The sequence below is a fragment of the Pseudomonas putida genome (genome assembly GCF_009883635.2).
Lineage (GTDB): Bacteria > Pseudomonadota > Gammaproteobacteria > Pseudomonadales > Pseudomonadaceae > Aquipseudomonas > Aquipseudomonas putida_W.
The window spans coordinates 2,831,274-2,850,751 of sequence record NZ_CP026115.2 but is presented as its reverse complement, the minus strand read 5'-3'; the positions used below and the strand labels follow the sequence as shown (position 1 = coordinate 2,850,751).

Sequence of the window (19,478 nt, the reverse complement as noted above, 5' to 3'; positions counted from 1 at the left end):
ACCGGCATCGCTAGCAGATGTGGGTCAGGATCCAGTTGTGGCCTGTACCGGCGAAAACGCCGGTACTGCGTCAAAGCGTCTGCATCATCTTGCGCACGCCCGCCACATGCCGGCGGCTGACCGTCAGGGCATCGCCGTCCAGGCCCTTGAGGAACAGCTGGAAATGCCCCAGCGGCGTGCGTTGCAAGCGTTCGATGCGCTCGCGGGCAACCAGCGCATTGCGGTGGATGCGTACGAAGCGCTCGCCGAACTCGTCCTCCAGCGCCTTGAGCGGCTCGTCGAGCAGCACCTCCCCGGCTTCGTGGCGCAAGGTCACGTACTTGTGGTCGGCTATGAAATAGATCACCTGGGGCAAAGGAATGAGTTCGATCCCTTTACGCGTGCGCGCACTGATATGGCTGCGCGGGCCGCCGCCTTCACTGCCAGGCCGGGTCAACGCCGCCAGCTGGGCGCGGTTGGGCTTCTCGGCCTTGCGCAAGGCATCACGCAGGGCTTGAGGCTGAATCGGCTTGGTCACGTGGCTGAGGGTGCTTTCCTTGAATGCCTCGGCACCGTATTCATCATCGCCGGTACAGAACACCACCGACGGTGGTGCCTCGCGCTCGCACAGGCGAGCGGCGACCTGCAGGCCATCCAGGCCTGGCATGCCGATGTCCAGCAGGACTACATCGGGCTTGAGGCTTTCGATCAATGCCAGGGCCTCATCGCCGTTGGTGGCGCTGGGCTCCAGCACAGAGTACCCCTCCAGTTCAGCGAATAGCCGTGTGAGGCGTTCACGGGCTTGGGGTTCGTCATCAACGATCAGGACATTCATAATTGCTCTGGATTCCTGAGTGAGTCTCGCACAGGTATAGCGTAGACAAGAGCAGGTCGAGCGACACTGCGGTCACGCTCTAGACCGATACGAAGGCCAAAGATTCACTGAGCCGGCAGAATCGCTGCCAGTCCTCTGTCCAACTGTAGACGGTCCGTGGAACACTGCCGTTCAATCGTTGAATATCGTCCTGCCTTGCCTTTATGGATGTTTCACCCGGTTTCTGTCGACCGACGCCCTGCGGCAGTCGGCCCAACCCTGCTATTATCGGCGCCACTTTTTCGTTCACGCCTGCATAGAGTGAATCCATGAGCACCGACAAGACCAATCAGTCCTGGGGCGGCCGCTTCAGTGAGCCCGTCGACGCCTTCGTCGCCCGCTTCACCGCCTCGGTCGACTTCGACAAGCGCCTGTACCGCCACGACATCATGGGTTCGATCGCCCACGCCACCATGCTGGCGCAAGTCGGCGTTCTCAGCGATGCCGAGCGCGACACCATCATCGATGGCCTGAAAACCATCCAGGGCGAAATCGAGGCTGGCAGCTTCGACTGGCGCGTCGACCTGGAAGACGTGCACATGAACATCGAAGCACGCCTGACCGACCGCATCGGCATCACCGGCAAGAAACTGCACACCGGCCGCAGCCGCAACGACCAGGTGGCCACCGACATCCGCCTGTGGCTGCGTGACGAGATCGACCTGATCCTGGCCGAGATCACTCGCCTGCAACAGGGTCTGCTGGAACAGGCCGAGCGTGAAGCCGAAACCATCATGCCTGGCTTCACCCACCTGCAGACCGCCCAGCCGGTCACCTTCGGCCACCACCTGCTGGCCTGGTTCGAAATGCTCAGCCGCGACTACGAGCGCCTGGTCGACTGCCGCAAGCGCGCCAACCGCATGCCACTGGGCAGCGCCGCGCTGGCCGGCACCACCTACCCGATCGACCGTGAACTGACCTGCAAGCTGCTGGGCTTCGAAGCTGTGGCCGGTAACTCGCTGGACGGTGTTTCGGACCGCGACTTCGCCATCGAATTCTGCGCTGCCGCCAGCGTGGCGATGATGCACCTGTCGCGCTTCTCCGAAGAGCTGGTGCTGTGGACCAGCGCCCAGTTCCAGTTCATCGACCTGCCTGATCGCTTCTGCACCGGCAGCTCGATCATGCCGCAGAAGAAGAATCCGGACGTTCCGGAGCTGGTGCGTGGCAAGAGCGGCCGTGTCTTCGGCGCCCTGACCGGCCTGCTGACCTTGATGAAAGGCCAGCCGCTGGCCTACAACAAGGACAACCAGGAAGACAAGGAGCCGCTGTTCGACGCCGCAGACACCCTGCGCGACTCGCTGCGCGCCTTCGCCGACATGATCCCAGCGATCAAGCCCAAGCACGCCATCATGCGCGAAGCAGCTCTGCGCGGCTTCTCCACCGCCACTGACCTTGCCGACTACCTGGTCCGCCGCGGCCTGCCGTTCCGTGATTGCCACGAGATCGTCGGCCACGCCGTGAAGTATGGCGTCGACACCGGCAAGGACCTGGCCGAAATGAGCCTGGAGGAGCTGCGCCAGTTCAGCGACCAGATCGAGCAGGACGTGTTTGCCGTGCTGACCCTGGAAGGCTCGGTGAATGCCCGTAACCACATCGGTGGCACCGCGCCGGCGCAGGTACGCGCCGCTGTCGTTCGCGGCAAGGCCCTGCTGGCTTCGCGTTAAGTAGCGTCTGGGGCTGCCCTGCAGCCCCAGCCTTCAGCGCTTGCCGCTGCGAATCATCTCCATGAAGGCCGGCATCGAGGCCTCCTTGTCCGCCACGATCCGCGCCATGTGCGGGTTCTCACCCATCAGTTGCAGCAACGCCTTCGCCTGCGGGAAGTCCGCCAGGAAGTCGATGCCCAGCACCTTTTTGCCTACTGCGCACGCCAGGTCCACCGAGAAGCAGAACATCAGGTCGGCCAGGGTCATCTGCTCACCCGCCACATAAGGCGCGAAACGGCCATTGCGCTTGAGCGTGGCAAACCCCGCCAGCAGGTCGGCACGTGCACGCTCCTTGATCAGCGGCTCCACCGCCATGCCGAAGAACGACTCGCCGTAACAGGTACGCGCCGGCAGCTCGATATACAGTTCGATTTCCTTGAGCAGTTCCCGCACCTTGGCCTGGCCGAACGGGTCACTCGGCAGCAACGCCTTGCCACTTTGGGTCTGCTCGATATAGTCGAGAATGACGCTGGTTTCGCTGAGGAAGCCGTGTTCGGTTTCCAGCACCGGCACCTTGCCCCTTGGGCTGACCTCCAGCGCCTGCGGTGCCTGCCCGCCGTAGAAGGTGACTTCCTCGAAAGGCAGGCCTTTTTCCAGCAATGCCAGCTTGACCATGTTGTAGTAGTTGCTGACCGAGAATCCGTGAAGCTTGAGCATAAGGTTACAGCCTCCAGGCCGTGTGGGGATGGCTCGGCTGTTATAGACCGTACGCCAGTGCCTGACCAGCGTCATGCACCGGGTCGATGACCAGGCATTGCCGGCGCGGGCATGGCAAACTGTGCGTCCCACCACAGGAGTAGCGCCATGAGCGAACACGACGAAATCGGCAATGACGACGAAGCCTTCGCCGAAGCGACGCTGACCGAAGCCATCGAAAACCAGATCGAAAGCGGCGAGCCGCCAGCGGCCAAGGCCACCTTCAACAAACTGACCCTGGTCGGTTACGAGCGCGAAGACATCCTCAACCTCATGGCCCACGTGCTGGCCTTCGAAATCGACAACATGCTCCAGGAAGACCGCCCGTTCAACGGCGAGTGGTACGAAACCGCCCTGCGCGCCCTGCCCGAGCTGCCGCCTGAGATGGATCAAGGCGACGACGAATAACCCGACTACACTCCAGGATCAGGCACCGCTGGCGGTGCCGCCATCCTCGTCTGGAAGTCAGGAGTCGCCATGTCTTTTACCCCCGAACTGATCGCCGAACTGGAAGTGCTCGCCCTGTTCAACCTGGACAACCACCAGGAAGGCATCAAAGTTGGCAGTAACGCGTCGCCCGCCCTGATCGCTGCGGCCAAGCGCCTTCATGAAAAAGAACTCACCGACCAGCCCGATGGTGGCTACCTCACCAGCCTCGGGAATGATGCGGCTGAAAGCGTCCAACTGTTGCTTAGCATCCTCAAATCCACACAGCCCGCATAACCCTGTACCGGCCTCTTCGCGGGCTTGCCCCGCGAAAGGGTCGGCACTGGCGATAGAAAAATGGCGCCAATAATCCATATTCCGCTTATCCGACTACCCCACTCAGGCTAAACTCGCCTCAGCTTTCCTGGCCCGCCCTGAGTGCGCAATGAATTACCCTCACGAAATCCGCCCTGACCTGGACGAAGGCATCGACCGCAAGGTGCTGGCGACATTGCGTGCGCGCTTTATGCACATCAACCAATGCCGGCTAGAGCGCGCCATGGAGGGCCTGTCGAGCCGCCAACAGCTGGTCCTGACCCTGCTGCCGCTGCTGTTCCACGTCAACCACCCGCTGTTGCCCGGTTACGTATCCGGCGCCACACCGGCCGGGGTGGCGGGGTTCGAGCCAGATGCCGATCAGGTCGCCGATGCCCAGCGCCTGGCGCGCTCGTTCGCCTACAAGGCGCGCCATGGCAACCCGCCACGCCCGATCCACGGCCTGTTCCTGATGGGCAGCCTCGGCTCACTGGCCCAGGCCGAACAGAGCGACATGGACCTGTGGGTGTGCCATGCACCCGGCCTGGCCGAAACCGAGCGTGAGGAACTGCGCCGCAAATGCCAGCTGCTGGAGGCCTGGGCGGCCAGCCAGGGTGCCGAGGCGCATTTCTTCCTGATCGACCCGCAAAGTTTTGCCCAAGGCCAGCGCGACAGCCAGCTCAGCTCCGACGACTGCGGCACCACCCAGCATTTCCTGCTTCTCGACGAGTTCTACCGCACGGCGATCTGGCTCGCCGGGCGCACGCCGCTGTGGTGGCTGGTGCCGGTCTATGAAGAGCACAACTATCAGGCCTATACCGAGACCTTGCTGTCCAAGCGGTTCATCCGCAATCAGGACGCCCTGGACCTTGGCAACCTTGCCCATATTCCACCCGGCGAGTATGTCGGCGCCGGGTTGTGGCAACTGTTCAAGGGCATCGATTCGCCCTACAAGTCACTGCTCAAGCTGCTGCTGACCGAGGTCTATGCCAGCGAGCATCCGACCGTGCGCTGCCTGAGCCTGGACTACAAGCAGGCGGTGTTCGCCAACCATCTCGACCTCGACGAACTCGACCCCTATGTGATGGTGTACCGGCGCATCGAGCGCTACCTGCAGCAACGCGGCGAAACCGCCCGGCTCGAACTGGTCCGGCGCAGCCTGTACCTGAAGGTAAACAAGAAACTGAGCGGCCTGGACCGCACCCGCAGCAACGGCTGGCAGCGCCAACTGTTGCAGCGCCTGGCCGATGAGTGGGGATGGGACGAACGCCAGCTGGCCATGCTCGACAGCCGCAGCCAATGGAAGGTGCGCCAGGTCGCCGTCGAACGCCGTGAACTGGTGGCCGAGCTCAACCATAGCTATCGCTTCCTCGGCCAGTTTGCACAAAGCCAGGGTGCCAGCAGCCGCGCCGACCAGCGTGACCTGAATGTCCTGGGGCGGCGCCTGTACGCCGCCTTCGAACGCCGCGCCGGCAAGATCGAAGTGATCAACCCGGGCATTGCCCCGGACATCGCCGAAGACACCTTGACGCTGGTCCAGTCGCCGAACCGCAAGGAGCCTGGCACCCATCACTGGGGCCTGTACAACGGCAACCTGGGGGTGCACGAATGGGAGCATTTCAGCCCGATCAAGCGCTGCCGCGAATTGCTCGAGCTGTTGACCTGGGCCCACCGCAATGGCGTCATCGACAGCACTACGCGCCTGGCCCTGCACCCAGGCGATAGCGACCTCAGCGAATTCGAGCTGTTCAACCTGTTGGGCAGCCTGCAGCAAAGCATCCCGCTACCGCTGGACAGCGTCAGCGAAGAGCGCCTGCTGCAGCCGAGCGTGGCGGACGAAATCCTGCTGCTGGTCAATGTCGGCGTCGACCCACTGCGCCATCACCGCGACCTGAACATCCTGATGACCACCGAGCGCACCGACTCATTGAGCTATGCCGGCGTGCGCGAGAATCTGGTGCTGACCCTCGACCAAATCACCCGCAACAGCTGGAACGAAGTCCTGGTGCAACGCTACGACGGCGAACACGCACTGCTGCGCTGCCTGCGTGACTTCCTCAACAGCCTCGGCCAGCGCAGCCACCGCCCGCAGGTTCGGGTGCGCTGCTTCTGCCATAACCGCGCCCAGGCCATCAGCCAGCGGGTCGAGGAAATCTTCGACACGGTGCAATTGCTGCTCGATCAAGGCCTGAATTACCGCTACCTGCTGCAGGTGGCGCAGTACACCCATGTGCTTGAACTCGTGCCCGGCCAGGTCAGCCTGGCCACCATGGCCGAGCATGACGCCGTGCTCGATCACCTGGGCGAAGAGCGCAGCGAGTACAGCCCGTTGCACCTGGATGGCAATGCCCTGCAGGACTTCGACCTGCCCCTGCTGCTGGAGCACGGCCGGCGCAATTGCATCCAGGTGTTCTACCGCCTGCTCGATGGCTGGGCCGACCTGTACGTACTGGATGAGTACAACGCCCTCTGGCAGCAGCGCCTCCCACTATTTGACGAAAGTCACCTACTGCTGCCGTTGCAGCGTTTTTTGCGGTCGGTGGTGGTGCGCCATGATGCCCGCCTGCCGCTCGACCATCTGCAGCAGGCTTCACTGGCAATCCACTATGCCCAGCTGCTGCCCTCCGGCCCAGGCAAGGCACGCAGCATCGAGCCTCGCCCAGCACCCAGCGCCGGCGTCGAGCAACCTTTTTACGAGGTTCAGGCCATTCTGCAGGCCGGTACGGGGGATGAGGTGCATGTGACGCTGTATTGCGACCAGCAGGAGTTTTCCGAGCTGGACCATGGCGACCAACTGTATGAAGTGGTCGCCCGGCAGATCCTTGGCCAGCGACGCAGCGCCGGGCACTACCGCTGCTATATCACCGACCTGGACCTGTCCGAGCTGCTCGAGGATGAGCAGGGGTCGACCAGCCTGTACCTGCGCTACAAGCGCCAACTGGAGCAGGCATTGAATCAGGGGCTGGAGCAATTGCAGGCCGCGCTCACCCCCTGAGCCAGCCGGTGTTTCCCTCTGCACCGGACAACTGGTTACCGACATGCTGCGCACTCATCCAACGATTGGAGTGCGTCATGAACAAACAGAACTGGATGGCCAGCGTGCCTGAGCTTGGCCGCCTGCGCATTGACCAGCTTATCCTGCCCGGCAGCCATGATTCGGGCATGGACAAACAAGCCGACAATATCGTGCCTCCACAGGAAGTGACCCAGGACGTTTCGTGCATCGAGCAGATCCGCGCTGGCATTCGCGTGCTGGACCTTCGTGTACGCGCCAACCGCGAGTACACACCCGACTCACCCTACCGCTACAAGCTCTATCACCTGAGCACATCGGGGCGCACTGTGCTCGGCGACGTCGTGGCGGAGCTGAACCGCTTCTACGAAGATCCCGCCAACGAACGGGAAATCATCATTCTCGACTTCCATCAATTCGATCACTTCAGTGCCCAGGAGCACGAGTGGATGCTGGCGATGCTGGACCAGCACATGGGCCAGCGAATCATCCCTTATGACTTGCACATGCTGACCTTGGATCAACTGTGGAATGACCACCCCGGCAGAACCGTGGTCATTGCCTATAACGACCAGGCCGGAGGCAACCACTGGAATGGTGTGGAACAGGTCTGGATGGGTGAGAACACACCCTCCACAGAGGAGCTGAAAGCCTTCATCGACGAGAAGCGAGGGCAGCAGTACAAGCCAGACGGCACGCTACGTTCGATCCAGTGCGCCAAATACAACAAGGTGGTGTTCACCCCTGATGATTTCAGCGACAAGATTGATGAGTGGTTTGATTCGAAAGACCTGGATAGCTATATCCAGGGCTTCCACATCATCAATACCGATTGGTCGCTGCGCAGCCGCATCGTCGACAACTGTATTCACGCCTGCCAGCTCAGGGCGCAGAACACACCCTGAAAGACCGTACAGGGCTCAGAGGTCGAAATCGCCAGCCGCTTCTGGCTGGTATTCGACTTCCAGCAACTTCAGCTTCAGGGTCTTGCCCCCCGGTGCCGGCCAGTCGATCTGCTCACCCACCGACAAGCCCAGCAGCGCACAACCGATCGGCGCGAGGATCGACACCTTGCCCTCGCCACCCGCATCCTTCGGGTACACCAGGGTCAGGTGGTAGTCCTTGCCACTGGCTTCCTCACGGCAATGCACGCGCGAATTCATGGTCACCACACCGGCGGGCACTTCATCATGGCCGACCACCTGACCGGCACGGTCCAGCTCCTCCTGCAGGGCGAGCACACCCGGCGTGCTTTCGTCGAGGCTGTCGATCAGGCGCTCGAGACGCTGTACGTCCAATCGGGTGAGGATGAGGGAAGGCTTGGTGCTCATGATCCAGTCAGACTCCTTTGAACAGGCGGTTTCCTGCAGGCAGATAAAGCAAAACCCCGCCCAAGGGCGGGGTTTGTGAATGCTTTTGCGTCATCGACGCACTACCCGACACTACCACAGCCGGGCAAATACTCAAGCCCGTGCGCGCAGGGCCTCGGCTTCGCGGCAGATCTGCCGGCGCCGTTCGTCGTCGGCCGAGCGCCATTCGCGGATATGCTCGACATGCCGGTGGCAGCCAGTGCATACCCGCTGCTCATCCAGCCGGCAAACGCTGATGCAGGGTGAAGGCACCGCCGGGCTGACATTGCTGTACAGCGGCTTGGGTGGCCGCGGCTGGCTGGTCATGTCAGATCTCGTCGAAGTCCAGCTTCTCGCCGGCCCGCTCCCAGACGATGCGCTCGAGCATCTCACCCAGCAGCTCTTCGCTCTTCTCGCACACCCACTTGCCGTTCTCTTCGTCGTAGTCGAAGTGGAAGCCGCCGGAACGGTCGGCCAGCCACAGCTGGCGCAGCGGCTCCTGGCGGCTGAAGATCAGCTGGGCGCCGCCTTCGAACTTGACGGTCAGCACGCCGCCGGAATTTTCCATGTCCAGGTCCAGGCCGCTCTCGTCGAACAGGTCTTCCAGTGCCTGTTGGGTCGCGTCGACCAGATCATGGAAACGCGCTTCGCTCAAACTCATTGCAGGAACCTCGAAATTGGCTGCTTTACGGGCAAGCCGGGCAAGATACGGGCGCAAAGCGCCAGCTGCAAGCTGCCAGCTACAAGCCGCAAGTAAAAGCCCAGCGTACACCCGACAGCTTTTTCTTGCCGCTTGAAGCTTGAAACTTGCCGCTTCAGCTGCCCCGCCCGACGGACCGGCTCTTGCATAGGCAATCCGCCGGTCGCTCGGTATACTCGGGCGCAATACTGCATATTTCAAAGGATTTCACCCATGAAGCGCCTGATTTCCTCGCTCGCGGCGCTGGTCGCGGTTGCCTGCCTCGTTTCGGCCTGCGGTCAGAAAGGCCCCCTGTACCTGCCAGAAGACGGCAAGGACGGCAAAGGCCCGAAAAAGACGCACCAGCACCAGCACGCTCCAGCGGTCCAGCCGCAGGAAGAGCAGCCAATCCAGCCCGAGCAGACGCCAGAGCAGTAAGGAATTCAGATGAACGCTTTCAACTACCGCGACGGTGAACTGTTCGCGGAAGGCGTGGCCCTGTCGGCCATCGCCGAACGTTTCGGCACCCCGACCTACGTGTACTCGCGCGCTCACATCGAAGCCCAGTACCGCAGCTACACCGATGCCCTGCAAGGCACCGAGCACCTGGTCTGCTTCGCCGTCAAGGCCAACTCCAACCTTGGCGTGCTGAACGTCCTGGCGCGCCTGGGCGCAGGCTTCGACATCGTTTCCGGCGGTGAGCTGGAACGCGTGCTGGCCGCTGGCGGCCGCGCCGATCGCGTGGTGTTCTCCGGCGTCGGCAAAACCCGTGAAGACATGCGCCGCGCCCTGGAAGTCGGCGTGCACTGCTTCAACGTCGAATCCACCGATGAGCTCGAGCGCCTGCAAGTGGTGGCCGCCGAGATGGGCAAGGTTGCGCCGATCTCGCTGCGTGTGAACCCGGACGTCGATGCCGGCACCCACCCGTACATTTCCACCGGTCTCAAAGAGAACAAGTTCGGCATCGCCATCGCCGACGCCGAAGCCATCTACGTGCGCGCCGCGCAGCTGCCGAACCTGGACGTCGTCGGTGTCGACTGCCACATCGGTTCGCAGCTGACCACCGTCGACCCGTTCCTCGATGCCCTCGACCGCCTGCTGGCGCTGGTCGATCGCCTGGCCGAGTGCGGCATCCATCTGCGCCACCTGGACCTGGGCGGCGGCGTTGGCGTGCGCTATCGCGACGAAGAGCCGCCACTGGTGGCCGACTACATCAAGGCCATCCGCGAGCGCGTCGGCACCCGTGACCTGGCCCTGGTGTTCGAGCCTGGCCGCTACATCGTGGCCAACGCCGGTGCCCTGCTGACCCGCGTGGAATATCTCAAGCACACCGAACACAAGGACTTCGCCATCATCGACGCGGCGATGAACGACCTGATCCGCCCGGCCCTGTACCAGGCCTGGATGGGTGTCAGCGCGGTCACGCCACGTGCCGGCGAAGGCCGTGCCTACGACCTGGTCGGCCCGATCTGCGAAACCGGCGACTTCCTCGCCAAGGACCGCGTGCTGAACCTGGCCGAAGGTGACCTGCTGGCCGTGCAGTCGGCGGGCGCCTATGGTTTCGTCATGAGCTCGAACTACAACACCCGTGGCCGTTGCGCGGAAATCCTGGTCGACGGCGACCAGGCTTTCGAAGTCCGCCGCCGCGAGACCATCGCCGAACTGTACGCTGGCGAAAGCCTGCTGCCGGAGTGAGCCCATGCTGCTGCGCTTTACCAAAATGCATGGGCTGGGCAACGACTTCATGGTCCTTGACCTGGTCAGCCAGCACGCGCACATCCAGCCCAAGCACGCCAAGCAATGGGGCGACCGCCACACCGGTATCGGCTTCGACCAGCTGCTGATCGTCGAGGCGCCGAGCAACCCGGAAGTGGACTTCCGCTACCGGATCTTCAACGCTGACGGTTCCGAGGTCGAGCAGTGCGGCAATGGCGCGCGCTGCTTCGCCCGCTTCGTGCTGGACAAGCGCCTGACCGCGAAAAAGCGCATCCGCGTGGAAACCAAGGGCGGCATCATCGAGCTGGACGTGCAGAACGACGGCCAGGTGTGTGTCGACATGGGCCCGCCGCGCTTCGTCCCGGCAGACATCCCGTTCATTGCCGACGAACAGGCGTTGAACTACCCGCTGGAGGTTGACGGCCAGGTGCATTCGATTGCCGCCGTGTCCATGGGCAACCCGCATGCGGTGCTGCGCGTCGATGACGTGCACACCGCACCGGTCCATGAACTGGGCCCGAAAATCGAAAACCACCCGCGCTTCCCGCAGCGGGTGAATGCCGGTTTCCTCCAGGTCATCGACCGCCATCGCGCCAACCTGCGGGTGTGGGAGCGTGGCGCCGGCGAGACCCAGGCCTGTGGCACCGGCGCCTGCGCTGCGGCCGTGGCCGCCATCAGCCAGGGCTGGATGGACTCCCCGGTGACACTCGACCTGCCGGGTGGTCGCCTGAACATCGAATGGGCCGGCCCCGGCAAGCCCGTGTTGATGACCGGCCCAGCCGTACGCGTCTTCGAAGGACAGGTTCGTCTCTAAGCGAGTAACCGCCATGACCGATCAGCCAGTACCCCAGCAGCCCGATGAGCTCGATGCCGAAGCGGTGGTCGCCTACCTGCGCGCCCACCCCACCTTCTTCGCCGAGCACGACGAGTTGCTGATCGAGCAACGTATCCCCCACCAGCGCGGCGACAGCGTGTCGCTGGTGGAACGCCAGCTCAAGCTGCTGCGCGACCGCAACATCGAGATGCGCCATCGCCTGTCGCAACTGATGGACGTGGCCCGTGACAACGACCGGCTGTTCGACAAGACCCGCCGGCTGATCCTCGACCTGCTCGATGCCGGCAGTCTGGAAGAAGTGGTGATGGCCGTCGAAGACAGCTTGCGCCAGGAATTCCAGGTGCCTTTCGTCAGCCTGATCCTGTTCGGCGACAACGCGGCACCCGTCGGCCGCTGGGTGAGCAATGCCGAAGCCCAGCAAGCCATCGGCGGCTTGCTCGGCGGCGGCAAGACAGTCAGCGGCAACCTGCGCGAGCACGAACTGGCCTTCCTGTTCGGCAAGGAGCAGCAGCAGGAAGTCGGCTCCAGTGCGGTTGCCGCCCTCGAATACCAGGGGCTGCATGGCGTGCTGGCAATCGGCAGTCGCGACCCGCAGCACTACAAGAGCAGCGTCGGCACATTGTTCCTCGGCTATATCGCCGAAGTGCTCGGCCGCGTGGTGCCACGCGTGACCCAGACCCTGCGTTCGGTGCGCTGATGGAACGCCAGCTGGAGGCTTATTGCGCACACCTGCGCAACGAGCGCCAGGTGTCGGAACACACCCTTCTGGCCTACCGCCGCGACCTCGACAAGGTCATCGAATACTGCAACAGCCAGGGCATCGCCGGCTGGGGCGCGCTGCAGATCCAGCAGCTGCGCCAGCTGGTCGCCCGCCAGCACCACCAGGGGCAGTCCTCGCGCAGCCTGGCGCGGTTGCTTTCGGCGGTGCGCGGCCTGTACCGCTACCTCAACCGCGAAGGCCTGTGCCAGCACGACCCGGCCACCGGCCTGAGCGCGCCCAAGGGCGAACGCCGGCTGCCCAAGGTGCTCGATACCGACCGCGCCCTGCAGCTGCTCGATGGCGGGGTCGACGATGACTTCATCGCCCGCCGCGACCAGGCCATCCTCGAACTGTTCTATTCCTCCGGCTTGCGCCTGTCCGAGCTGAACAACCTCGACCTCGAGCAGCTCGACCTGGCCGCTGGCCTGGTGCAGGTGCTTGGCAAGGGCAGCAAGACCCGCGTGCTACCGGTTGGCCGCAAGGCCCGTGAGGCCTTGCAGGCCTGGTTCAAGCTGCGCGGCATCGGCGGCCCGCGTGACAGCGCGGTGTTCATCACTCGGCAAGGCAATCGCATGAGCCCGCGGGCCATTCAGCTGCGGGTCAAGGCCGCCGGCGAGCGCGAGCTGGGCCAGCACCTGCACCCGCACATGCTTCGCCATTCCTTCGCCAGCCATGTGCTGGAATCGTCCCAGGACCTGCGCGCGGTGCAAGAAATGCTCGGCCATGCCGACATCAGCACCACGCAGATCTACACCCACCTGGACTTCCAGCACCTGGCCGCGGTGTACGACAGCGCCCACCCTCGGGCCAAACGCAGCAAAGGCACAGACTCATGAGCATCAAGCTGATCACCTTCGACCTCGACGACACCCTGTGGGACACCGCGCCTGTGATTGCCAGCGCCGAAGTCGTACTGCGCGACTGGCTCGAAGCCAACGCACCGATCCTTGGCGGCGTGCCGGTGGAACACCTGTTCGCCATTCGCGAGCGCCTGGTGCAGGCTGAGCCAGGCCTCAAGCACCGCATCAGTGCCCTGCGCCGGCGTGTACTGTTCCACGCTCTGGAGGAGGTCGGCTACAGCGAAAAGCAGGCGCAGGAGCTGGCCAACGAGGGTTTTGAAGTGTTCCTGCATGCCCGCCACCAGGTCGAAGTGTTCCCTGAAGTGCAGCCGGTGCTGGAGATCCTGCGCCATCACTACACCTTGGGCGTGGTCACCAACGGCAACGCCGATGTACGCCGCTTGGGGCTGGCAGATTACTTCCGCTTTGCCCTGTGCGCGGAGGACTTGGGTATCGGCAAGCCGGACCCGGCGCCGTTCCTGGAAGCGCTCAAGCGTGGCGAAGCTGAAGCCAGTGCAGCGGTGCATATCGGCGATCACCCGGGCGACGACATTGCCGGGGCCCAGCGCGCCGGATTGCGCGCGGTGTGGTTCAACCCGCTAGGCAAGGCCTGGGCTGGCGATCAGGCGCCGGATGCAGAGATTCAGCGGCTGTCCCAGTTGCCAGACGTCCTGGCGCGCTGGCGCTGACAGACAGGCACAAAAAAGCCCGCAGCGACGGCGGGCTCTTTTGAATTCAGCCACTCAGATAGGGCGGCTGCCGTACTTGTTGTCCGGCTTCTTGGGCGGGTCGGCGACCACGTTGGCCTCGACTTCCTGCACCTTGCCACCGCGCGAAAGGAATTCTTCCATCGCCTTGGCCAGGGCATCACGCTCCTTCTGCTTGGCTTCCATGCTCGGCATCTCGTCTACCGAGACAGCGGCCTTGGATTTGCCCTTGGCAGTCGGTGCCGGGCTGCTGTCGTCATCGCCAGCATCTTCCGCACCATCGTCAGCCGCCGCTTCAAGGCCTTCATCAGCCTCGTCTTCGTCGCCTACTTCGAGGTCATCATTTTCCAGATCGTCGTCGCTCATGTTCTACCTCATGACTTGCGAAAAGCAGGTTAGTTATAGACCAGTGCAGCCGTAGACCGGCAGCCACCAGTGAAAATTCAACTGGCCGTGGGTTAGGCCACTGCCCTTGGGTCGGCGCTCCTGATGGGAGGCGCCACCCAGCAGGCCCTGCTCCTGGCAGGACCTGACAAATCCTTGAACCCTGCTGGCCACACGCTATTGGCAAGCCTAGCAAAGGCTGGTGAAGCGTGCGGACTACTCGTCCAACACCCTTTGGCGCGCATTCTAGCGCGCCCGTGGAAAAAGCAAAGCACCATAAACGCCCTAAGACTTGTAAGTTTTTGGCCTACGTCGCGAACGTGAGTGATAAACCGTTTGCACTGCGGGAAATGGCAAAAAACAGGCAAAAAAATGCCCGGCGAACCGGGCAAGTTTTTCCAGCGTCGCAGTTACAGGTTGTAGCCGCGTTCGTTGTGCTGAGCCAGGTCGAGGCCGACCGACTCTTCTTCTTCGTTGACCCGCAAGCCCATCACCACATCCAGCACCTTGAGGATCACGTAGGTGACGATGGCGGTGTAGACCACGGTGAAGATCACGCCCTTGGCCTGGATCCAGACCTGGGCCCCGATGTCGGTGACCGCGCCGAAGCCGCCCAGGGCCGGTGCCGCGAACACGCCGGTGAGGATGGCACCGATGATGCCACCGACGCCGTGCACGCCGAAGGCATCGAGGGAGTCGTCATAACCCAGCTTGCGCTTGAGGGTGGTGGCGCAGAAGTAGCAGATCACGCCGGAGGCCAGGCCGATCACCAGGGCGCCCATCGGGCCCACGGTACCGGCAGCCGGCGTGATGGCGACCAGGCCAGCGACCACACCCGAGGCGATGCCCAAGGCACTTGGCTTGCCGTGGAAGATCCACTCGGCGAACATCCAGCCCATTGCTGCGGCGGCGGTGGCGATCTGGGTCACCAGCATGGCCATGCCCGCAGTACCGTTGGCGGCGGCGGCGGAACCGGCGTTGAAGCCGAACCAGCCGATCCACAGCATGGCCGCGCCCATCAGGGTGTAGCCCAGGTTGTGCGGGGCCATCGGGGTGGTCGGGTAGCCTTTGCGCTTGCCCAGCACCAGGCAGCAGACCAGGCCTGCGATACCGGCGTTGATGTGCACCACGGTGCCGCCCGCGAAGTCGAGCACGCCCCAGTCCCACATCAGCGCGCCGTCACCACTCCAGACCATGTGTGCGATCGGTGCGTAGACCAGGGTGAACCAGATACCCATGAACACCAGCATCGCCGAGAACTTCATGCGTTCGGCGAAGGCACCGACGATCAACGCCGGGGTGATGATGGCGAAGGTCATCTGGAAGGTGACGAACACTGCCTCGGGGAACAGCGCGGTGGCCGAGGTCAGGTTGGCCGGGGTGACGCCGCTCAGGAACGCCTTGGAGAACCCGCCGACGAAGGAATTGAAGTTGAGCACGCCCTTTTCCATACCGGTGGTATCGAAGGCCATGCTGTAGCCGTAGATGACCCAGAGAATGCTGATCAGGCCCGTGATGGCGAAGCACTGCATCATCACCGACAGCACGTTCTTGGAACGCACCATGCCGCCGTAGAACAGGGCCAGGCCCGGAATGGTCATGAACAGCACCAGCGCTGTCGAGGTGAGCATCCAGGCGGTATCGCCGGAGTTCAGCGCTGGGGCAGCTGCTTCCTCTGCCAGGGCAAGCCCGGGCATTACGAGGGACAATAGGGCTCCTAGCCCTGCGATCTTACGCAGAGTCATGTTGTTTTCTCCTGGGGCGTTGGGTTTGGTGAGGCTTTTTTCGGCGCTTAGATCGCGTCGGTATCGGTTTCGCCGGTACGGATGCGGATCGCCTGCTCCAGATTCACCACGAAGATCTTGCCGTCACCGATCTTGCCGGTGTTGGCCGCCTTGGTGATGGCTTCGATCACTCGATCAAGGTCCTTGTCGTCGATGGCGACGTCGATCTTCACTTTTGGCAGGAAGTCGACCACGTACTCCGCGCCGCGATACAGCTCGGTGTGGCCCTTCTGCCGGCCGAAACCCTTGACTTCGGTGACGGTAATGCCCTGCACGCCGATTTCCGACAGCGACTCGCGCACGTCGTCCAGCTTGAACGGCTTGATGATGGCTGTGACTAGCTTCATGAAACTCTCTCCCGATTTGGTGGACTTGCCCCAGGAAAACAAACCCGTCTCAAGTCTAAGCGCAGCGGTTGGCTTTGTAACGCGTCGTCGGCATCCGGCTCCGCGTGCGCACTGCCTGGTCACAAGGAACTGCATCAGTGCATGGCTCGTACAGGTCTTTGCAGAAACCTTGCCAGTTCCGTTAAACCACCGGAAAACAGCGAGTTATGTGAATCAGTCGGGATTGGCCAGTCGCCAGCATGACAAACATGCACAACTTCGGTGCAGGCAAGCCCGGCGAGTTGCTCAAAAAGCGTGCAACCGCCTGGAGTCCATGGTGCAGGTTTGGCCCGTGCTACACTGCGAGCCATTTCTCAGTATCAGTGGACAGCCGCCCATGCTCGCGCCCAAAGCCCTTCTCGACGCCCTGAGCGACCAGGCCTCGCGCCTGTTCAGCAGCGATACCGCCCAGCCACGCGCCGAACTGGAAAGCCAGTTCAAGGTGCTGATGCAAGGCGCCTTCAGCAAGCTGGACCTGGTCAGCCGCGAAGAATTCGACAGCCAGATGGTCGTGCTGGCGCGCACCCGCGCCCGCCTCGAGGCCCTGGAGAAACAGGTCGCCGAGCTGGAAGCGCGGATGGCGCCAGCGTCGCAGGAATAACAATCGATAAGGACGAGTCACCATGAAAGTCAGTGCCCTCAATGTCTGAAGGTACCGTCAGCGCCGTGCACCCCGGCGCAGTGACCCGGTGTGAAGGCCACCGCACTGATCAAGGCGTCGCATATCATCCTTGGCGCCATGCCATAAAAGCTTTGGGGCTGCGTTGCAGCCCTTCGCGGCCCCGACTCTATTCAGGCCGAAGCCCTGTGCTGGCCGGTCGCCTTGGGCGGTAGCTCGCTGGCATGCAGGTCGCCACGGAACAATGCCGCTCCGCATACCGTGAACAACGTCTTCACCCGGCTGTGCGAATTGCGGATCTCGGCCTGTATTTCTTCGATTAGCGGATCGCTGGACTGCAACGCAACGGCACGATTGGCCCACTCGATTGCTGCAAAGCGGCTCTGTTTACGCGTGCCGCTGCCCTGCATCCAGGCCAGCCCGAGTTCCGCACAGGCACGCGCGGCGGTCCAGGCATCGGGGTGCTCGGCCAGCCCCAGCAGATAGTCGACCGCCTCGACACGCTCCCGCGGATCACCGTACTGGCGCAGAAGGATGCCTAGCTGCAACTGCGCCTTGGCATGGATTTTCGGATCGCCCAGAGCGTCGAGCAGCAGCCGCTTGACCGCCAGCATTGCCTTGCGGTCATCCATCCCTTGCGGCGCGCTCATGCGTTGGCGGGCCAGGTCGAACTTGGCAAGTGGGTCACCAGACTCCGCCGCACGCAACAGCCAGTGCTCGGCAGCCTTGCTGCTCAAGTAGTGCGCGGGAGTGTTGTCCAGCCAGCCACGGTGAAGATCGTATAGCGCAATGGCAGCACCCGGCAGTTTCAGCTCCGCACAGGCTTCATACAGGAAATGCGCGGCCTCATGCAGGTTGGCAGCCCAGAGCAGGCGCGGCACATCGAGCACATCGAAGCCCTGCGCTTCTTGCCCGCACTGGCGCTTGACCGCCATGCGCAACCACAGGCGTGCCTGCTCGGCAGATGGCCCGAAACCCCACAAGCCGAACTGGTGCCCCGCAGCTCGCAGAGCGCAGGCCGCCGCCTGTCGATAGTCGTCGCATAGCCGCTCGGTGGCGGTGCGCAATACCTGCAAATCGTCCTCGGCCTCGCTGAACAGCACCAGGCAGACAAGGCTATGGAAGGGCTCGCCAATGACCGTCACAAAGCCGTGGTCTGGGTAGAGCGCGACGCTGTCGGCAAAGTCGCGCATCGCACCGGCGTAATCACGCATCGAATAGCGCCGCAGAGCGCCACGCCGGGCCAGCAGCGTTGCGCGCTCCTTGGGCCTGAGTTCACGCTGTGCCCACTGGGCAAAGGTTCTCTGCCAGGTCGCGATCTGTGGCAGTTGCTTGGCATGCGGCAGCCAGAAGGTCTCTTCCAGGGCCAGCCAGCGGATCGCATTGCGCTGTGCTTCAGACCAACTCTGGCACAGCGGGCTACTGACCAGTGCATCGATAGCCTCATCGCTGCCGCCCCAGCGTGGCGTCAGGCAAGCGGCATAGGCCTCGATCGCCTCGAAGCAGCCGGGAAACCACGCCAACGCATGGCGCAGCCAGTAATCCCGCGCGCTCTCGCCCTGCTCATGCATGCGCGCGCTCAACCTTGCGGGCAATGTTTGCGGCAGCTCCAGCAACGGTGTCAGGCCGAATTTGACCAACAGTGGCGCAGCCGCCTCCTGCACCTCTACATCGGCATGCGCGCTGGGCCGATAGCGCGCCACCTGGCCATCGAACAGTTCGACCAACCAGCCAGGCTCGAGCAACTGCGAGCTGATCAGCAGCATGCCGATGACTGCAGCAACAGGCTGTGCGCCATGTTCCATGGCCCGCAGGAAATGCGCCGCGCCCTTTTCACAAGCCTGCTCGGCAGCCAGCCAGCGTTCTTCGGATACATCATGGGAGCCGGCCTGGCCGCGGATCTGGCAGGCATGGCTGAAGCAGTGAAATCCCATCACCACATGCGGGTGATAAGCCTTGGGGCTGGCGTCGATCCAGGCCGTGAGGGTGTGCGTCAGGGCTTTGCCGCCCTGGGTGTCCCAATCCAGCATGTAGCCTTGCAGGGCCTCCAGGTAAGCGGGGCACTCACCGGGGGGCGCTTGTTGCCACTGCGCCTGGAGCGCATCGAAGAGGCGGTTGAGTTCGGCGTATTCATTGGCCTGCACTCGTTCTTGGATCTGCTGGCGGGTGCGAATGAGCGTTTGCACGGGCAGTACCTTAAGTCCATTTCAGGGTCGCGTTGCCATCCCATGGCAACAACAGTCGCTCTTGAACACTAAGCCATAGCCGGGCGCTTCGCAAAGATATTGGATCCAGTATTTGTCAAAGGGTGTGAAAAGACAGGGGAAAACCCTGACATGCAAAATAAAGTCGCATTTTTCTTGCGCCTGTCTCGCTGAAACTCACTAGGCTTCGACTCGCCGCAGGAAGCGGCT

The 19,478-nt window shown here is 62.9% G+C and carries 21 protein-coding genes; 12 read left to right on the top strand and 9 right to left on the bottom strand.

Annotated elements, in window-relative coordinates:
• Positions 1–70: 70 nt before the first annotated feature.
• Positions 71–814, bottom strand: coding sequence for a LytR/AlgR family response regulator transcription factor (locus C2H86_RS12875; RefSeq protein ID WP_159412805.1), 744 nt, complete (start codon positions 812–814; stop codon positions 71–73).
• Positions 815–1,122: 308 nt separating this feature from the next.
• Between C2H86_RS12875 and argH the strand changes: the two genes are divergently transcribed.
• Positions 1,123–2,517, top strand: a complete 1,395-nt coding sequence (argH, locus tag C2H86_RS12870) for an argininosuccinate lyase (RefSeq protein WP_159412804.1) — start codon at positions 1,123–1,125, stop codon at positions 2,515–2,517.
• Positions 2,518–2,550: 33 nt separating this feature from the next.
• On the opposite strand, the gene C2H86_RS12865 is transcribed toward argH, so the two are convergent.
• A complete protein-coding gene (locus C2H86_RS12865; protein WP_159412803.1) occupies positions 2,551–3,213 on the bottom strand; it encodes a glutathione S-transferase in 663 nt (220 codons plus the stop codon).
• A 147-nt stretch (positions 3,214–3,360) separates the two neighbouring features.
• On the opposite strand from C2H86_RS12865, the gene C2H86_RS12860 reads away from it, so the two are divergent.
• From C2H86_RS12860 to C2H86_RS12845, 4 genes are all read left to right on the top strand, one after another.
• Complete coding sequence (locus tag C2H86_RS12860) at positions 3,361–3,660, top strand: hypothetical protein (protein WP_103448534.1); 300 nt, start codon at positions 3,361–3,363, stop codon at positions 3,658–3,660.
• Between the two features lie 69 nt (positions 3,661–3,729).
• On the top strand, positions 3,730–3,975 hold the full coding sequence (locus tag C2H86_RS12855; protein WP_103448533.1) for a TIGR02647 family protein: 246 nt from the start codon (positions 3,730–3,732) through the stop codon (positions 3,973–3,975).
• A 148-nt stretch (positions 3,976–4,123) separates the two neighbouring features.
• The gene (locus C2H86_RS12850) at positions 4,124–6,988 is read left to right on the top strand and encodes a class I adenylate cyclase (protein ID WP_159412802.1); all 2,865 of its coding nucleotides are present in this window, start codon (positions 4,124–4,126) and stop codon (positions 6,986–6,988) included.
• A gap of 77 nt (positions 6,989–7,065) precedes the next feature.
• Positions 7,066–7,911 (top strand): hypothetical protein, encoded by an 846-nt coding sequence (locus C2H86_RS12845; RefSeq protein ID WP_159412801.1) that lies wholly within the window; start codon positions 7,066–7,068, stop codon positions 7,909–7,911.
• Between the two features lie 15 nt (positions 7,912–7,926).
• On the opposite strand, the gene rnk is transcribed toward C2H86_RS12845, so the two are convergent.
• From rnk to cyaY, 3 genes are all read right to left on the bottom strand, one after another.
• Positions 7,927–8,337: a nucleoside diphosphate kinase regulator gene (gene rnk, locus C2H86_RS12840; RefSeq protein WP_110637922.1), complete on the bottom strand. Its 411-nt coding sequence runs from the start codon at positions 8,335–8,337 to the stop codon at positions 7,927–7,929.
• Between the two features lie 132 nt (positions 8,338–8,469).
• Positions 8,470–8,682: a DUF1289 domain-containing protein gene (locus tag C2H86_RS12835; protein WP_159412800.1), complete on the bottom strand. Its 213-nt coding sequence runs from the start codon at positions 8,680–8,682 to the stop codon at positions 8,470–8,472.
• A 1-nt stretch (position 8,683) separates the two neighbouring features.
• Entirely contained in the window at positions 8,684–9,016 is a 333-nt protein-coding gene (gene cyaY / locus C2H86_RS12830) for an iron donor protein CyaY (protein ID WP_159412799.1), read from the bottom strand.
• 252 nt (positions 9,017–9,268) lie between these two features.
• Between cyaY and lptM the strand changes: the two genes are divergently transcribed.
• The 6 genes from lptM to C2H86_RS12800 are packed head-to-tail and all read left to right on the top strand — an operon-like array spanning position 9,269 to position 13,873.
• Positions 9,269–9,472, top strand: a complete 204-nt coding sequence (gene lptM, locus C2H86_RS12825) for an LPS translocon maturation chaperone LptM (RefSeq protein ID WP_060507625.1) — start codon at positions 9,269–9,271, stop codon at positions 9,470–9,472.
• Positions 9,473–9,481: 9 nt separating this feature from the next.
• The gene (lysA, locus tag C2H86_RS12820) at positions 9,482–10,729 is read left to right on the top strand and encodes a diaminopimelate decarboxylase (protein ID WP_110637924.1); all 1,248 of its coding nucleotides are present in this window, start codon (positions 9,482–9,484) and stop codon (positions 10,727–10,729) included.
• Positions 10,730–10,733: 4 nt separating this feature from the next.
• Positions 10,734–11,564 (top strand): diaminopimelate epimerase, encoded by an 831-nt coding sequence (dapF, locus tag C2H86_RS12815; RefSeq protein ID WP_110637925.1) that lies wholly within the window; start codon positions 10,734–10,736, stop codon positions 11,562–11,564.
• Between the two features lie 13 nt (positions 11,565–11,577).
• The gene (locus C2H86_RS12810; RefSeq protein ID WP_110637926.1) at positions 11,578–12,282 is read left to right on the top strand and encodes a DUF484 family protein; all 705 of its coding nucleotides are present in this window, start codon (positions 11,578–11,580) and stop codon (positions 12,280–12,282) included.
• Positions 12,282–13,181 carry a tyrosine recombinase XerC gene (xerC, locus tag C2H86_RS12805; protein WP_103448524.1) on the top strand — a complete coding sequence of 300 codons (900 nt, stop codon included), beginning with the start codon at positions 12,282–12,284 and terminating at the stop codon, positions 13,179–13,181. Before C2H86_RS12810 ends, xerC begins: the two co-directional genes overlap by 1 nt.
• Positions 13,178–13,873 carry an HAD family hydrolase gene (locus C2H86_RS12800; RefSeq protein ID WP_159412798.1) on the top strand — a complete coding sequence of 232 codons (696 nt, stop codon included), beginning with the start codon at positions 13,178–13,180 and terminating at the stop codon, positions 13,871–13,873. The genes xerC and C2H86_RS12800 overlap by 4 nt, the downstream gene beginning before the upstream one ends.
• A 54-nt stretch (positions 13,874–13,927) precedes the next feature.
• On the opposite strand, the gene sutA is transcribed toward C2H86_RS12800, so the two are convergent.
• The 3 genes from sutA to glnK form a co-directional block, all read right to left on the bottom strand.
• The gene (gene sutA, locus C2H86_RS12795; RefSeq protein WP_056794110.1) at positions 13,928–14,257 is read right to left on the bottom strand and encodes a transcriptional regulator SutA; all 330 of its coding nucleotides are present in this window, start codon (positions 14,255–14,257) and stop codon (positions 13,928–13,930) included.
• Positions 14,258–14,685: 428 nt separating this feature from the next.
• Entirely contained in the window at positions 14,686–16,020 is a 1,335-nt protein-coding gene (locus C2H86_RS12790) for an ammonium transporter (RefSeq protein ID WP_159412797.1), read from the bottom strand.
• Positions 16,021–16,067: 47 nt separating this feature from the next.
• Positions 16,068–16,406 carry a P-II family nitrogen regulator gene (glnK, locus tag C2H86_RS12785; RefSeq protein ID WP_002555808.1) on the bottom strand — a complete coding sequence of 113 codons (339 nt, stop codon included), beginning with the start codon at positions 16,404–16,406 and terminating at the stop codon, positions 16,068–16,070.
• 376 nt (positions 16,407–16,782) lie between these two features.
• Here glnK and C2H86_RS12780 point away from each other — a divergent pair, with 376 nt between their 5' ends.
• Positions 16,783–17,046, top strand: coding sequence for an accessory factor UbiK family protein (locus tag C2H86_RS12780; RefSeq protein WP_103448521.1), 264 nt, complete (start codon positions 16,783–16,785; stop codon positions 17,044–17,046).
• Between the two features lie 191 nt (positions 17,047–17,237).
• Here C2H86_RS12780 and C2H86_RS12775 read toward each other — a convergent pair whose 3' ends face one another.
• Entirely contained in the window at positions 17,238–19,250 is a 2,013-nt protein-coding gene (locus tag C2H86_RS12775) for a DUF4034 domain-containing protein (protein WP_159412796.1), read from the bottom strand.
• Positions 19,251–19,478: the final 228 nt, after the last annotated feature.